Source organism: Microbispora cellulosiformans, from assembly GCF_008728085.1.
Lineage (GTDB): Bacteria > Actinomycetota > Actinomycetes > Streptosporangiales > Streptosporangiaceae > Microbispora > Microbispora amethystogenes.
Map to the genome: position 1 here is coordinate 193,260 of NZ_VYTZ01000001.1, position 13,418 is coordinate 206,677.

At 67.5% G+C, this 13,418-nt stretch carries 13 protein-coding genes; 6 read left to right on the top strand and 7 right to left on the bottom strand.

What is annotated here, in order from left to right:
• Positions 1–2: 2 nt before the first annotated feature.
• Positions 3–893 (bottom strand): phytanoyl-CoA dioxygenase family protein, encoded by an 891-nt coding sequence (locus tag F5972_RS00690; RefSeq protein WP_150930046.1) that lies wholly within the window; start codon positions 891–893, stop codon positions 3–5.
• A gap of 332 nt (positions 894–1,225) precedes the next feature.
• Between F5972_RS00690 and F5972_RS00695 the strand changes: the two genes are divergently transcribed.
• The 3 genes from F5972_RS00695 to F5972_RS00705 are packed head-to-tail and all read left to right on the top strand — an operon-like array spanning position 1,226 to position 4,710.
• A complete protein-coding gene (locus tag F5972_RS00695) occupies positions 1,226–2,569 on the top strand; it encodes an MFS transporter (RefSeq protein WP_191909877.1) in 1,344 nt (447 codons plus the stop codon).
• Between the two features lie 52 nt (positions 2,570–2,621).
• A complete protein-coding gene (locus F5972_RS00700) occupies positions 2,622–3,584 on the top strand; it encodes an LLM class flavin-dependent oxidoreductase (RefSeq protein ID WP_150930049.1) in 963 nt (320 codons plus the stop codon).
• Positions 3,585–3,615: 31 nt separating this feature from the next.
• Positions 3,616–4,710, top strand: coding sequence for a Gfo/Idh/MocA family protein (locus F5972_RS00705; protein ID WP_191909878.1), 1,095 nt, complete (start codon positions 3,616–3,618; stop codon positions 4,708–4,710).
• Here F5972_RS00705 and F5972_RS00710 read toward each other — a convergent pair.
• From F5972_RS00710 to F5972_RS00735, 6 genes are read right to left on the bottom strand one after another with little or no spacing between them, the layout of a single operon-like run.
• Positions 4,700–5,380: a class I SAM-dependent methyltransferase gene (locus tag F5972_RS00710; protein WP_150930053.1), complete on the bottom strand. Its 681-nt coding sequence runs from the start codon at positions 5,378–5,380 to the stop codon at positions 4,700–4,702. The two genes, F5972_RS00705 and F5972_RS00710, sit on opposite strands and share 11 nt — an antisense overlap.
• Positions 5,377–5,679 carry an acyl carrier protein gene (locus tag F5972_RS00715; RefSeq protein ID WP_150930055.1) on the bottom strand — a complete coding sequence of 101 codons (303 nt, stop codon included), beginning with the start codon at positions 5,677–5,679 and terminating at the stop codon, positions 5,377–5,379. Before F5972_RS00715 ends, F5972_RS00710 begins: the two co-directional genes overlap by 4 nt.
• Entirely contained in the window at positions 5,672–7,309 is a 1,638-nt protein-coding gene (locus F5972_RS00720; protein WP_318527485.1) for a class I adenylate-forming enzyme family protein, read from the bottom strand. The genes F5972_RS00715 and F5972_RS00720 overlap by 8 nt, the downstream gene beginning before the upstream one ends.
• Positions 7,303–8,451, bottom strand: a complete 1,149-nt coding sequence (locus F5972_RS00725) for a nucleotidyltransferase family protein (RefSeq protein ID WP_150930059.1) — start codon at positions 8,449–8,451, stop codon at positions 7,303–7,305. Before F5972_RS00725 ends, F5972_RS00720 begins: the two co-directional genes overlap by 7 nt.
• A 43-nt stretch (positions 8,452–8,494) precedes the next feature.
• Positions 8,495–9,577, bottom strand: coding sequence for an alpha/beta hydrolase (locus F5972_RS00730; protein WP_150930061.1), 1,083 nt, complete (start codon positions 9,575–9,577; stop codon positions 8,495–8,497).
• Entirely contained in the window at positions 9,574–10,332 is a 759-nt protein-coding gene (locus F5972_RS00735) for a phytanoyl-CoA dioxygenase family protein (RefSeq protein ID WP_150930063.1), read from the bottom strand. Before F5972_RS00735 ends, F5972_RS00730 begins: the two co-directional genes overlap by 4 nt.
• A 299-nt stretch (positions 10,333–10,631) precedes the next feature.
• Here F5972_RS00735 and F5972_RS00740 point away from each other — a divergent pair, with 299 nt between their 5' ends.
• From F5972_RS00740 to F5972_RS00750, 3 genes are read left to right on the top strand one after another with little or no spacing between them, the layout of a single operon-like run.
• Positions 10,632–11,360, top strand: a complete 729-nt coding sequence (locus F5972_RS00740) for an adenylate kinase family protein (protein WP_150930065.1) — start codon at positions 10,632–10,634, stop codon at positions 11,358–11,360.
• A gap of 13 nt (positions 11,361–11,373) precedes the next feature.
• A complete protein-coding gene (locus tag F5972_RS00745) occupies positions 11,374–12,543 on the top strand; it encodes a radical SAM/SPASM domain-containing protein (RefSeq protein WP_150931191.1) in 1,170 nt (389 codons plus the stop codon).
• Positions 12,540–13,346 carry a class I SAM-dependent methyltransferase gene (locus F5972_RS00750; protein WP_150930067.1) on the top strand — a complete coding sequence of 269 codons (807 nt, stop codon included), beginning with the start codon at positions 12,540–12,542 and terminating at the stop codon, positions 13,344–13,346. Before F5972_RS00745 ends, F5972_RS00750 begins: the two co-directional genes overlap by 4 nt.
• Positions 13,347–13,418: the final 72 nt, after the last annotated feature.

The following is a 13,418-nucleotide window of genomic DNA, read 5'->3' on the forward strand; positions in this document are numbered from 1 at the left end:
CGTCAACGTACCTCGTCCGGCCACGGGTCGATACCGAGAAGCTTTCGGCCCAGGTCCGTGAGGACACCGAGTTGTTTCTCGTCGTAGGTCCCGGGCTCCACCGGCGGCACGAGCCCGTACGGGTTGTCCAGTCGCCGGTAGCGCACGAACTGCACGACCCGCGTCGTCTCGGAAAGGTTGTGCGAGACGGCGTGCGGGCTCAGGTAGTGATGCATGACGAAATCGCCGGCATTTCCCACCACCTCTACCAGCGGTGGCGCGCCGGTGATCTGGCCCCAGTTCCCGTACAGGCGACGGCCCTTGGGGGACGCCGCGGCCTGCTCGGCCACCCAGCGGTGACCGCCCGGGGATATCGCGATCCCGCCTCCGCCGGGGGCGACATCGGTGAAGTAGTAGCAGCCACCGACCTCCATCTCCGGCGGATCGAGCCTGAACCTGTCGAGATCTCGCGGTACCCCGGTGTCGAGATGGACCCGCGGGCCGCCGCCGCTCGCTTCCTGGACGAGCGGCCGGTCGCGTGGATCGTGTCGTATGGTTATGCACAGTGAGCCGTCGTGGACACGCAGGCGCTCACTGCCCAGAAGTCGTGCGGCGAGCCGGTAGAGTCGCTCGTTCTGCCAGGTGGGCAGCAGTTCCGGAAGCGCGAAGGTGTGCTTGCCGTTTTCGTGCAACGGCTTGATTCGACCGTATGCGGAACCCCAGGCCAGCGGGATCGACAGGTCGGACGGCAGCATGCCGAGGATCTGGTCGCGATAGTACCGGGCGTCTTCACGCGATACGGCGGCCGGCACGACGACATAACCGTCTCTGTCAAATGTGGCCGCCAGCTCGTCTATTTCCGCGTCGGATACGGTTGTCGCCTGGCTCCGGATCGAGGCGTAGTCCTGGGTCATCGCCCACCTCCTGAGATTGTGGCGGTTGCGCCGGACAACGGTCAGCCAATGTCGAGGTCGGCTCTGAAGCGTCACGCCCTCGAAGTGAGGGGACACGCCGAATGTCGTTTCTGGCCTGTCCGTAGCACAGCCGACGCCAACCCTTCCGGCCGTCTCTCCTCATCAACATATCTCGACGAAATCCGATCCTAAAACGTTGCCCATGAGTCGTCCATAGCAGCAGCCGATACGTCAGGCTGACGACACACCATATTCAGGCCGATCCTCCGCCTGGTGTCGATTGCCAATGTCCGGGCTTGGGCATCCGCTCTCCGACTCGATATCATGGCAAAGTGGCTGCGGACCGGGCCCGCACGTCGGCCCCTCTCGAGACCGACGATTCACCTCGGCGCGCCGACCGGCCATGGCATGTTCTGCGGGAATTCCCGGACTTCCGTAAGCTTTTCACCGGCAGCTCCATATCGCTGCTGGGGTCGAGCATCACCACCGTGGCACTGCCGCTGACGGCGGTGAGCTACCTGCACGCCTCCCCTGCGCAGATGGGCATGTTGGGTGCGGTGTCGATGCTGCCGCACCTGATCCTGGGGCTGCCCGCCGGAGTCTGGGTCGACCGCATGTCCTACCGGCGCACGCTGATCCTGGCCGATTTCGCGCGAGCGCCGTTGCTCGGCTCGATTCCCGTGCTGGCGATGTTCGGCTGGCTGCAGATGTGGCAGCTCTACGTCGTGGCGGTGCTGGCGGGCATCGGCGGCCTGTTCGAGATGGTGGCCGCCCAGTCATTCACCCCGGCAGTGGTGCCCCGCAGTCATCTGCTCCCGGCCAACAGCTCGTTGGCGCTGGTGACCGCCACGGTCAACACGGCCGGGTCCGGGCTCGGCGGCCTGCTGGTGACGCTGGTCACCGCACCGATCGCGATAGCGGCGGACGCCCTGTCGTTCGTGATCTCAGGGGTGTTGAAGACACGCATCCGAGCGTCCGGCAGGACGGATGCCCACACGGAGCGTCGACGGCGCTCCCTGCTCGTCGAAATCTTCCACGGGCTGCGCGCGGTCTTCACCCATCCGATCGTCCGGGCGGTGACCGTCGCCGCCACGATCGGCGCCCTCGCCGGCCAGATGCAGAACGTCGTGCTGGTCCTCTACCTGGTCAGGACCCTCGGGTTCTCCTCGGCTCTCGTAGGCGTGGTCATCGCCATCGCGGGCGCCGCCGGCATCCTCGGCGCCGTTCTGGCCACAGGCGTGACGCGACGCCTTGGCCACGGGCCGGCCTTCATCACCGGCATGCTGGTCGCGTCCGTCGCCGGGTTGGTGCTCGCGGCGGCGAGCGGCGCCTTGGTGCCGGCCATCGTGGTCGTGGTGATCGCACAGAGCATGCGGGGCTTGGGGCCACCCATCTACGGCGTCAACCAGCAGACCCTGCGCCAGGCCCATATCCCGCCGGCCCTGCTCTCGCGCGCGAACGCGACCTGGCGGTTCCTGGTCTACGGCACACAGGTGCTCGGAGCGGCGCTCGGCGGCTTCTTCGGGGCAGCGGCCGGCTTGCGGGCCACGTTGGTCGTCAGCAGCGGGCTCATGCTGGTCGGCACCGCCGTCGCCTGGGCGTCCCCGCTGCGTTCGTCCGGCGAGCTGCCGCCGCAGGAACCTGAGGAGGCCACCGAAGACAGCGCTGCGGCCTAGTGCCGCCGTCCACGCTCGACCACCGAATCACGAGAGGACGCCGCACACGTCCATGGAACTGATGACGCTCATGCCCCGCAGCCCTTGGCGCGACCTGCGCAGGGATCTCGACCGGTTCGAGGACATCGGCATCCATGGTGTGGTCGTCGCCGACCACCTCTTCGACGTGCACGGGCCCGACCGCCGCACGGCCAGGCCGGGGTACGACCCGCTCACGACTCTCGCTGTCGCCGCGACGCTCAACGAACGCCTCGAACTCGGCACCATGATGCTCAACGCGGCCTGGACCCACCCCGCGCATCTGATCCGCTCGCTCAACCAGGTGGCGGTCATCGCGGATCCGCGCCGCGTCCTGGCCGGGCTGGGCGCGGGCTGGAACCCCGCCGAGTTCGCCGCGCTGGGCGCGCCGATGCCTCCGTTCACCGAACGGCTGGCTCGGCTCGAACGGGCTTGCCTGCTCGCGCGGAAGCTCTGGGACACCGGGATCGCCACCGTCCCCACGGTCGCCGACGACCTGCCGGTGGCGCCCCGACCGGCGACGTCGCCGCGGCTGTTCATCGGCGGCGGGTCGGCCGGTGTGCTGGCGCTCGCGGGCCGTCACGCCGACGCTGTCGACCTCGGCCCGCCGACGCACCGCGGCCGCATCCAGGGTCCGGTGCCGACGCGTTCGGACGCCGTCCGTCGCATCCAGACGACCATCGACGACCTGGCCGAGTCGATGGCCGCCGTGGAAGCTGCCGCCGCCCTGGCCGGCCGGCCCCGGCCCCAGGCATCGGTTTTCGTGACCTGGGTCCAGTTCTGCCGTTCCACCGAGACCGCCGATGTTTCGGCGAAGCTCTGTGGCGATCTGGGGCTGCCGGGTCGTGACCTCACCCGTTGCCCCTACGCGCTGGTGGGGGACGAGGCTCAGGTCCGCGACCAGCTCGCGGAGCGGTGCGAGCGGCTCGGCCTGGACCGGCTCATCGTGGTGCGCGCCGAGCTCGACCGGATCGCGGCCGCGGTCAACGCCCTCTAGCCGCTGCGTGCGGCTCACGAAAGGAGTACGGGTGGCTCCCCTGCGAATCGGGCTCGCCGGCGTCGGCTTCGCCGGGCTGCGGCATCTCAAAGCGTTCTCCGTCCGACCGGATTGCGAGGTGGTCGCCCTGGCCGGTGTGGAGGGCGAGACCGTCGGCTCGGTGGCCGCCGAGTACGGCGTACGCGAGACGCACATCCGGTGGGAGGACCTGGTCGCACGCGACGACCTCGACGTCGTCTGCCTGGCCCTTCCCAACGCACTGCACGCTCCGGCCGCGACGGCGGCGCTGCGGGCGGGTAAGCACGTACTGTGCGAGAAACCGATGGCGCGTACGGCCACCGAAGCCGAGGCGATGGTCGCCGCCGCCACCGAAGCGGACCGCGTCCTCCACGTCGTCTTCAACCGCCGGTATCACCCGGAGGTCGGCATCGTCCGCGAGGCGGTCGCGGCCGGTCGGCTCGGCACGGTCTATCATGCCCGCGCCTGGTGGATGCGGCGTGCCGGTATCCCGGGGCGCAACACCTGGTACACCAGCCGCGAGCAGGCGGGCGGCGGTCCGCTCGCGGACCTGGGCACCCATGCGCTCGACATGGCCCTGGTGATGCTCGGCGAGCCGGACGTCGTGTCGGTGAGCGCTGCCGCCTACGACCAGCTCGGCAGGCAGGGCGTCGGCGTCATCGACTCGGCGGCGCTCGCGTCGGACCATGACGGGTTCGAGGTGGAGGACTTCGCCACCGCCTTCGTACGCCTGGCCGGCGGCGCCACCCTCCAGCTGGAGGCGGCGTGGGCGACGCATTCCCAGTACTACAACGAGTACGGAGTCCAGCTGTTCGGCTCGGCGGCCGGCGCGCTCGTCAGGGTCGACACCCGGGTACCGGGCTCTGCGCTGCGGCTCTTCTCGGCAGGAGGCGACCAGGAGAGTTCGTCCGGCCGGGTCGACGGACATGCCGGAGCGGTCGGTGATTTCGTGGCGGCGATCCACAGCGGGCAGTGGGACGGCCACCGGGGCACCGCCGCGCTCGCGCGCGTACGTGTGATCGACGCCGCCTACCGCAGCGCCGAGGCCGGCCGCGAGGTCCCGATCACTCCCACCGGACCCGTGCCGGGACAGCCCGTCATACGGTGAAGGCCGGTCTCGAACGGCCGATGCCGACCCGGCTGTTGATCAGGTGGCAGTCGAAGGTGATGTCGAGCTGTTCCTCCCACTGGGCGAGGATGTCCTGCTCACCGGGCCGGTGGGCGTCGTCGAGGATGACCGTGTAGTCGTCCGCGAGCATCGGCGCGAAGAACGAGGCCGCGGGATACCGGCTGTGTCGCCTGCCGGCCTGGTAGGCGGGCGGTCCATCGACAATGAGCAGGTCGATGGACCGGTCCGCGAACCACTCGCGCAGGACGCCGCATTCGTACCAGGAGTCATCCTCATCCGGCCAGGCGGGAGAGAAAGGCGCCAGTGGAGCGCGGACCACGGTGACCACGTCGCTCAACCCTTCGCGGGCCAGCAGCCGCTCGACGACGTCCGCCCACCTTTCGTCGTGCTCCACCGTCCAGAGCCGCCCTTCTCGCTGCCTGAGCAGGCGGCCGATGTAGCACGACGACACGCCGGCGCCCAACTCGACGATGGTGCGGCGCTCGTGGATGACGATCTCGTTGAGCACCGTGACGACGCCGCTCGGTCGCATGGCGCTCGGGCTCCACGGCAGGTAGGCCGACGACAGCGGGGCCAGCGCCTGCATCGCGAGAAGGTCCTTGCGGTCGAGTTTCGCGCGGACGTCGTCGTCGTACGGTCGCCGGTTCATCCCCTCGGCTCCGGACGGTCCGGCCCCGAGCCCGCCTGACCGTGGACGGTGGCCACCATTTCTACGACGCCGTCGACCGAGCGCAACAGCCGGGCGTTGAAGTGCTTGTCGTCGATGACGATGCCGAAGCGCGGCTCCAGACCCAACACGAACTCGAACGTCGCGAACGAGTCCAGGCCACAGTCACTCAGCAGCACATCGTGCGGTGCGTCCAGCACCTGCGGCGTTCGGGTGAACTCCGCGAGATACTCCAGGACCTCCCTGCGGATGTCTTCTTTCGTGGGGCGCGCCTCAGCCATCGCTGTCTCCAGCCTCCTCGAGATGTGCCGAACCCGCCGACGCGAAGATCGGCTCCTTGTCCAACACGACCATCTCCCGATAGGGCGTGAAGTGTGCCACGAGCACACCACGACGCACCTTGCCGGTCGCTGTTCGCGGAACGCTTCCACCGCCGAATACGACGACCTTCGGCCGGCGGAAGAACGGGACCTCCTTCAGGGCCTCGCACAGCGTCGACTGCGCGTGCCGCGGCAGCGTCTCCGCGACGTACAGGCCGACCTCTTCGCCGACCGCCTCGTGCGGGAAGCCGACGACCGCGTGGTCGTACGGCAGCTCCAGCTCGTCTTCGACCTCGCGCGGCGAAACGTTGGTCCCCGCCCTGATGATCAGTTCCTTGATCCGGCCGGTGATGAAGAAGTAGCGCCGTCCGCTGAGCGTTCGCCAGTATCCCTGGTCGCCGGTGCGCAAACGGCCGTCGGGCAGGGCCACGGCCGTCGTCGCGCTGTCCCGCCAGTAGCCGGACATCACGTTGCCGCCACTGACGGCGATCTCTCCGGTGACGCCTTCGGGCAGCGAATTACCCGCGGCGTCGACGACGTCGCATCGGCACCCGAACAACTCCGTGCCGATGGACGGCACCGGCTCGGCGTGCATGGCCTGGTCGTACTCGGATGCGGCGATGTCGTGGGCGATACAGGTCGCGAAGTTCGTACACTCGGACAGACCGTAGCCCTGGTGGATTCGCAGGCCGGTGACCGCGTGGAACCTCCGGGCGAGGTCGACCGACAGCGGCGCCGCCGCCGACACGACGAATCGCAACGACGGCACGTCCTCGCTCCGGACCGGACGGCGCAGCCACAGTTGGAGGATCTGCGGGACCACACTGATGACATCCGCCCGTTCGTCGTTGATGATCCGCCTTATCGCCAGAAGCGGAAACGAGTCGTTGAGCACCAGGTGGCCGCCGGCGTACAGAGTGGAGATCATCGAGAAGCCGAACGCGTTCGCGTGGTGCAGAGGCAGTACGCAGACGTGCGACGATCGTTCCCGGATGTCATGCGCCCGGCGGAGCCCTTCGGCGTTGACCATCAGGTTCCGGTGGCTCAGGGTGACCCCCTTGGGGCTCCCCGTGGTGCCGGACGTGTAGAGGAGCACGGCCGGAGCGTCGGGCGGGACCACGTCCCATTCGGGCGGTTCACGGTGTCCGGCTTCTGGCGCCGGGTCCAGGTCCAACAGGTGGTGTGGCGCGCCGAAGTCGCCGCCGCTCTCCGACAGCACCGCCTTCGCCTCACTGTGCGCCGTTATGTAACGGATGCGTGCTGTGGACTCGTCGGGTGGCACCGGCACCACGATCGCGCCCGCGGCCATGACCGCGAGTGCCGTCGCCACGAATTCCGGGCGGTTGGTGCTGTGCAAAACCACCCGGTCGCCCGGTGCCAGGTCCAACGCCGCTCTCAGCCATGCCTGCCTGTCCCGGATGGCTGTGAGCAACCGCCCGCGCGACCAGCTGCCGCCGCGTTCGCCACCGCGGTACCAGGTCAAGGCCGGTTGGGCGGGGTCGGTGGACCCGAGCCGGCGCAGAACCGCCGGCACTGTGGAGCGGGTCGCCGGCGGACCGCCTGCCGGTTCTGTTCCGTCCGCCGCTACCACTCGTTCCTCCGGAACTGCCTGTTCCAACCGGCGCGCGGTTCGGCGCGCACGCGGCGCAACGAGAACAGCCGCTCCTGGAAAGGCTCGGTCGCCGTGAACCGCCGCTCACCGTCTCGCAGCTCGTCCAGGTAGGCCAGGTTCTCAGGGGCGGTGGCAGCCAGCCACCGGTCGAGCACCGGATGACGGAACACCTCGTTGGTGTAGTGGAGGCCGTAGTAGACGGGATCCTGGATCCCCTCTGCCGCCACCTTTCGCAGAAAGTCCGGCATGCTGATCTCGGCGTCGTACTTGAGCAGGAAGCCGAGCACGTCGCAGAACTTCCCGAGCTGCCAGTTCACGTTGTAGTCCTCGTAGACCAGGGACACGCCCTCCCGATAGATGTGGCAGCAGAGATTGATCAACGTGTCGATCTTCGTCGGCACCAGGAGCGGGGAACCGTCGGGCTTGGGCACGGCGTCGTCGACGACGGCTTCCCCCGATATGCCGAACTCCTCGAAGGGATCGAAGAAGTCGAACCCGATCTGGATCTTGTAGTACGGGACCCACGGGCTGCCGGACAGCCGGTAGAAGTTCGGCATGACGTGGTTGTTGAAAAGCCAGGCGCGTTCCACCCGGCGGTCGATCCCGTCGATCTGGCCGGTCGCGTAGTTGTACGACCCGTACCGGTAACCGATCTCGAACATCCGCTCCTTCACTTTGTCGGCGTCGGCACGCTTGGCAAGGAAGTCGATGTCGTTCAGGAAGCGGTTGTCGGCGGCGTAGACGTCACCGATCAGGGCGCCGCCCTTGAGGGCGACAACGCGCAGGCCGACGTCGCTCAGCCTCTGACTGACGTCTGCGGCGTTCGCGAGCCACAGCTTGTTCCGCTCCCGGCCCGCGGCGTACATCTGGTCCAGGTGCACAGTCCACAGTTCCGGCAGGCCGCCCGTGCCCAATGCCGCGCCGATGAGGGACTTGCGGGTCATGTTGTGCCACAGCAACTGGACGACCTTGTGCCTGGTGGCGGTGACAACGATCCAGTTCCAGTCCAGCGGCGCCTTGAGAAGTTCCTGGACCCGGGAGTCGTTCTCGGCGTCGTCGTCGACCCGCGCGAGGCGGACGACGAACTCTCGCTCACGCGTCAGATCGTATCCGTCGAACATGCTGACCTCCGGAACGTGAGACCTGCGGCCTCGGGCAATCGAGCTATCTGCGCGCGGCCGCAAGGCCGGGTAGGTCGCGCAGCCATGCGAGGATCGGCTGACTGACACGCCGGCCGAAGTGACAACCCACCACCAGATCCAGGTGTCCACAACCGTCGAGCACCAGCTCAGTCCGCGGCGCGTGGCGTAACAGCCCGGCCGTGAAGCGGGCCCGGGCGGTGAAATCCTGTCCGCGGTCACCGGCGATGACGCAAAGAAGCGGGACGCGGACGTCGGCGATGAACTCGTCGTAGCGCGGCAGATCGTGGTCGCGGACCCCCGTCGCCATGGCGCGCGCCTCGATCTCGACGACAGCGGGCCAGACGCGGTCGCCGTCCGACAGGTGGCGCAGCACCATGCCGATCGACGTGGCGTCGGCCGCGCCGCCGACCATCCGTCCGGCGACGCCGCCGACGCTGGTCAGCATCTCCCGTAGGTAGGCCTGCCGGAGCCGCCGGCGGCGTCCGGTCGGGTCGTCGACCGTCGCGGTCGACCCGGGAGTGCCGGGCGCGGCGAACTGGTTGGTGAGTACGCGATCTCCCGCCCGCCACCGGTCCAGGGCGGACGATATCGCCCGCCGCTCCCGATCGGAGATCAGGTCGGGCGGGTTTCGCAGCCAGCCGTCGAGGACCACCAGCCCGGCGATGGGTGGATCAGGACGGCTGGCGGCGAACAGGTAGGCCAGCTTGGCACCCATGCTGTGGCCTATGAGGACGATGGGCCGGCCGGTATGCCGCGCGTTCAGTTCGCGGACGGCGGCGCGCACGTCCGAAAGGAGGGCGGCGGTGTTCCAGGATCCGCACGCGGCGAGGTCCTCCTCGCATGTGACGTCGACGAAGTGCGTCCGGTAGTCCATCGCATAGACAACGGCGCCTGCCTCGGCGAGGAGGCGCCGAGGATCAGTAGGGTTCTCCGCCGAAGAGGCGTCGAGGTTCCCCGTCCTGCCGGGCAGCCACAGGCAGACCGGAGCCGGCGTGGGGGACGGCCATCGAGCGCCGCAGGCGAAGGCGCGGATCCCGATGCGAGCACGTCCGGTGGGCGGCGCCGGTCGATCCAGGACCTGATACCGCGGCTCCACAGGCTTCATGAGAAGACAGGGGCGTGGTTCACACCGAAGTTCTTCACGCGGTCGCAGCCACGTACGAGGATGGCCTTGGACGGTGGGCTCTTCGCCAGATCCGCATGCTGCCGCACGTGAGCCGGCACATACCGGATCGCCAGCCCGCAGCGGCGGCGGTTCGACAGGTTCGGCATGCTGGCGTGGAGCAGAGCGCCGTCGTGGATGCTGATCTCCCCCGCGTTCAGCACCACTGGCACCGCGGACGCCTTCTCTTCCTCGGTGAGGTGCAGGTGCTGGCCGCGGCCCAGGATGTTTCCGTTGTCCGCAGTCGTGTCATGTCGGCGGAGCTCGGCGCGATGAGAGCCAGGTATGACCTGCATGCAGCCGTTCTGCTCTGTGGAGTCGTCGACGGCGTACCACACCGTCACCGCGACCGGCGGCGTCAGCGCCCACGAGTCGAGGTCCTGGTGCCAGCTCACCCGGTGTCGCCCGGAGTCGCCGTACTTGCAGAAGAACCTCGTGCCGAACAGCAGGATGTTCTCACCGATCAGCGCCTCGACAGGATCGAGGATCTTCGGGTCGCACGCCAGATCCCACACGAATCGCTGGTCGAGGTGCCGGCTGTGTGTCGTGCTGTAGCCATTCGCCGGTAAGTCCTCCGCCGCCTCGAGTGCGTCCCAGCATTCACGTACGGCGTCGGCGCCCTGCCGGTCTCTTACCCGAATTCCACTGACGAAGCCCTGCACACGGAAGGATTCGACGAAGTCATCGCCGTACTTCATACGGAGCCCTCCTGAAGCGCGTTGATATCTCAGGCAGCAGCAAACCAAACACTGATCATACTCTCGACATAAGGCTGTGCAAGCGGTTCAACAGCGGCGATTTCGCGGCCTGGCCACATCTGTCCGATCTGTTGACATGTGTCGGTAAATCAGAGTACGGTTGCCACCATTACCTCAGTGGACACTCTTGTCTTGCCCGAGGCGTGCCGAGACGATAATGGTCCACGCGAAAAGACGATAACGGTCAATGCGAAAGACGCGCTCAGCTTTCTGGTAAGAGGTGGAAGAGGGGAGACGCCGTGACGTTCGGCGTACTACCGGCCCACAAAGATCGGCGTGTTCGACCATCGCTGACATGTGTATTGGGGCCGCCCGGTGCGGGCAAGACAACCTTCACGACAAGGGCGGCCGCATCGCTCGGAGGCTCTGTCTTCAGGATTCGTCACGCGTTCCAGAACCATCAGCACGTACTCACCGACGACCTCCGGAAAACCTCGGACGAACTCGGCTGGCTGGACGATCGAGCCGTCGAGCAGGTCCTGCGGGTGACGTTCGAACAAGGGCAGTTCGCCACCGGACCGTACCCGGTGCTGCTCGACAACTTCCCAGGCACCGTCGACCAGTTGCGGCTGCTCCACCGCTTGACGACACGACATTCGATCCCGCTGCGGGTGCTGGAGCTCACGACGGACGACGCCCGGCTGGCGGACCGCGTCTGGCGGCGCAGGGTCTGCCCTGGTTGCGAACCCGACAGACACGCCCCGGCCGACGTCCGAGCCGGCGCGGAACCGACGTGTGGAAGGTGTGGCGGGCCGGTGATCGTGCGGGAAAGCGACCGGCCCGAGGTCAACCGGCTACGCCTGCGCCGCTATCAATCCAATTGCCGCCAGATCGGTTCGGCCGCCAGGGCCTGGGGGCTGCCGTATCGCCAGGTCGACGCCACTCCCCCACCCGACGAGGTTTACCGCGAGGCGATTCGCGCGTTCGATTGGAATGGAGCGGAGCCGGTGGCTTTCTCGGCCACATAAACAGGGGATGATGATGACTGTCACACGGGTACCCACACCCACTCTGCGCCGCGACCGGATAGCGGTCGCCGATGCGTACGGAAACGCCCGGCTACCGGCCTCCGCGCATGACGCGGAGCCGCAACGCGTCGATAAAATTCCGTACGGGCGTTTCCGTAACGTCTATCTTTACATCACCGAGGCGTGCCAGTTGCGCTGCGAGCACTGCTATATGGGTGAAAGACTCGAGCGTGCCTTCAAGATGCCGTACGTATCGGTGATGGACACGCTCGCCACCTGGCGGCGCATGGGCGGGTCCAAGCTGACCATTCTCGGTGGCGAACCCACACTCCATCCGGATTACATCCGCATCATCCGCGGCGCGAAGGAGCTCGGCTACGAGCACGTCATCACGACGAGCAACGGGCTCCGGCCGGCGGCCCGGAAGTTCGCCGAGATGGTGCCGGAGGACTTCTCGTATGTGCAGATCAGCCTCGACGGCGGGAGCCCGGCGTCACACGATCGGATCCGTGGCCCGGGCAGGTTCGATGAGGCGATGTCCACGATCCGCGAGCTCTGCGCCCGCGGGTTCGACACACGGATCATCTGCACCGTCAACCGGGCCAACCTCGACGACTGCCTGAACCTGCTCGACATCGCGGACGAGCTGGGCGTCTCGCTCACCAAGTTCCACGTGTTCTCGGTCATCGGCTCCGGGCACGGCGCGGCTGAGTGGGGGATCCAGCCCCACGAGTGGATCGACTTCTACGAGAGGCTCGAGCGGGTCGCGCCGGGGCACCGGACCCGGGTCTGGTATCAGCCGACCTACGCCCGGCGGGAGCGGATGGCCGGCTACGAGCGGGACGGATACCGCGGCTGTATCGGGCGCACCCTCGACCGCATCTCCATCTTCCCGGACGGCCGGGCGTACGTGTGCAGCTTCCTGTTCGACACGGATCTGCACTTCGCCAACATGGTCGACGGCAAGGTCGTGCTCAACAAGGAGAGCAACGAGTTCGACCTGTTCACGGCGGTCCTGCGAGACGCCAGCTGCGGATCCTGCAAGGCCGGCGCCTCCTGCATGGGCGGCTGCCCGGCGGAGGAACTGGTCATGGGCGCCGCATCGTGTACGACCGATCCGGACATCGTCCCGGTGTGTCGACTGTGGAAGGCCGACGTACCCACCGGTGTGAACGCTTCATGATCGACCTCAAGGGATTCGACCGAGCCGCACCCTTCTACGACGAAACCCGTGATCTCGACACGGCGGCACGCCGCGCGCTGACCGACATCCTCGCCGAGGAGTTGCGAGACAGACAGAGCCTGGAGATCGGCATCGGCACGGGACTGGTCGGTCTTCATCTGGCCCGGAAGGGAGTGCCGGTCACTGGACTGGACCTCTCCGCCCGGATGCTACACCGCCTCGTGGGCAAGTTCCGCCGACCCAACGAGGTGCCCGTGGTCCGCGCCGACGCTACCGCCATACCCTTCCGGTCCCATACCTTCGACGCGCTGCTGAGCTCCCAGATGCTGCACCTTATCGACGACTGGCGCACGGTACTCGATGAGATGCTCCGTGTCGTCCGGCCCGACGGGGTGATCCTCATCGATCTCGGCAACGAGCCGGACAGCGGATGGGGTGGGCCGTGGCGGGAGGTCGGCCGCCAGTTCTGGAAACACGCACGTCCCGGCGGCCGGCGGGTTCCGGAGGTCTGGGCGGACGGCGTGGTCGAGGACGAGCTGCGGTCGCGAGGCCTCGTCGGGCGTCCCCTGACCACCGTGACGGCGCACGAGGTACTGAGCCTGAACGACATCATCGACCGGTTGGACCGGGGTCTGTGGTCCGCGTGCTGGTCCTTGTCCGCAGAGCAACGGCACCACGCGGCTGCTCTCACCAGAGAGTGGGCGACAGAGCAGTACGGAGACCTGACCAAGAAGCACCGGATCCAACGAACCGTCTCCTGGCGTGCGTACGACGTCGCACACAGATCCCAGGAGTCAGCGTGACTGGTGTGACACCGACGATTGGTGGCTTCCAGAAATGCCTACGCTAAATCCACTCGATCCTCCTGGCTTCTC

Excerpts from the sequence above, each read along its gene's own strand:
- F5972_RS00725 (WP_150930059.1), bottom strand. The coding sequence starts at position 8,451 with ATGTTCGACGGATACGATCTGACGCGTGAGCGAGAGTTCGTCGTCCGC.
- F5972_RS00715 (WP_150930055.1), bottom strand. The coding sequence starts at position 5,679 with ATGGCTGAGGCGCGCCCCACGAAAGAAGACATCCGCAGGGAGGTCCTG.
- F5972_RS00730 (WP_150930061.1), bottom strand. The coding sequence starts at position 9,577 with ATGAAGCCTGTGGAGCCGCGGTATCAGGTCCTGGATCGACCGGCGCCG.
- F5972_RS00735 (WP_150930063.1), bottom strand. The coding sequence starts at position 10,332 with ATGAAGTACGGCGATGACTTCGTCGAATCCTTCCGTGTGCAGGGCTTC.
- F5972_RS00750 (WP_150930067.1), top strand. The coding sequence starts at position 12,540 with ATGATCGACCTCAAGGGATTCGACCGAGCCGCACCCTTCTACGACGAA.
- F5972_RS00745 (WP_150931191.1), top strand. The coding sequence starts at position 11,374 with ATGACTGTCACACGGGTACCCACACCCACTCTGCGCCGCGACCGGATA.
- F5972_RS00690 (WP_150930046.1), bottom strand. The coding sequence starts at position 893 with ATGACCCAGGACTACGCCTCGATCCGGAGCCAGGCGACAACCGTATCC.
- F5972_RS00710 (WP_150930053.1), bottom strand. The coding sequence starts at position 5,380 with ATGAACCGGCGACCGTACGACGACGACGTCCGCGCGAAACTCGACCGC.
- F5972_RS00700 (WP_150930049.1), top strand. The coding sequence starts at position 2,622 with ATGGAACTGATGACGCTCATGCCCCGCAGCCCTTGGCGCGACCTGCGC.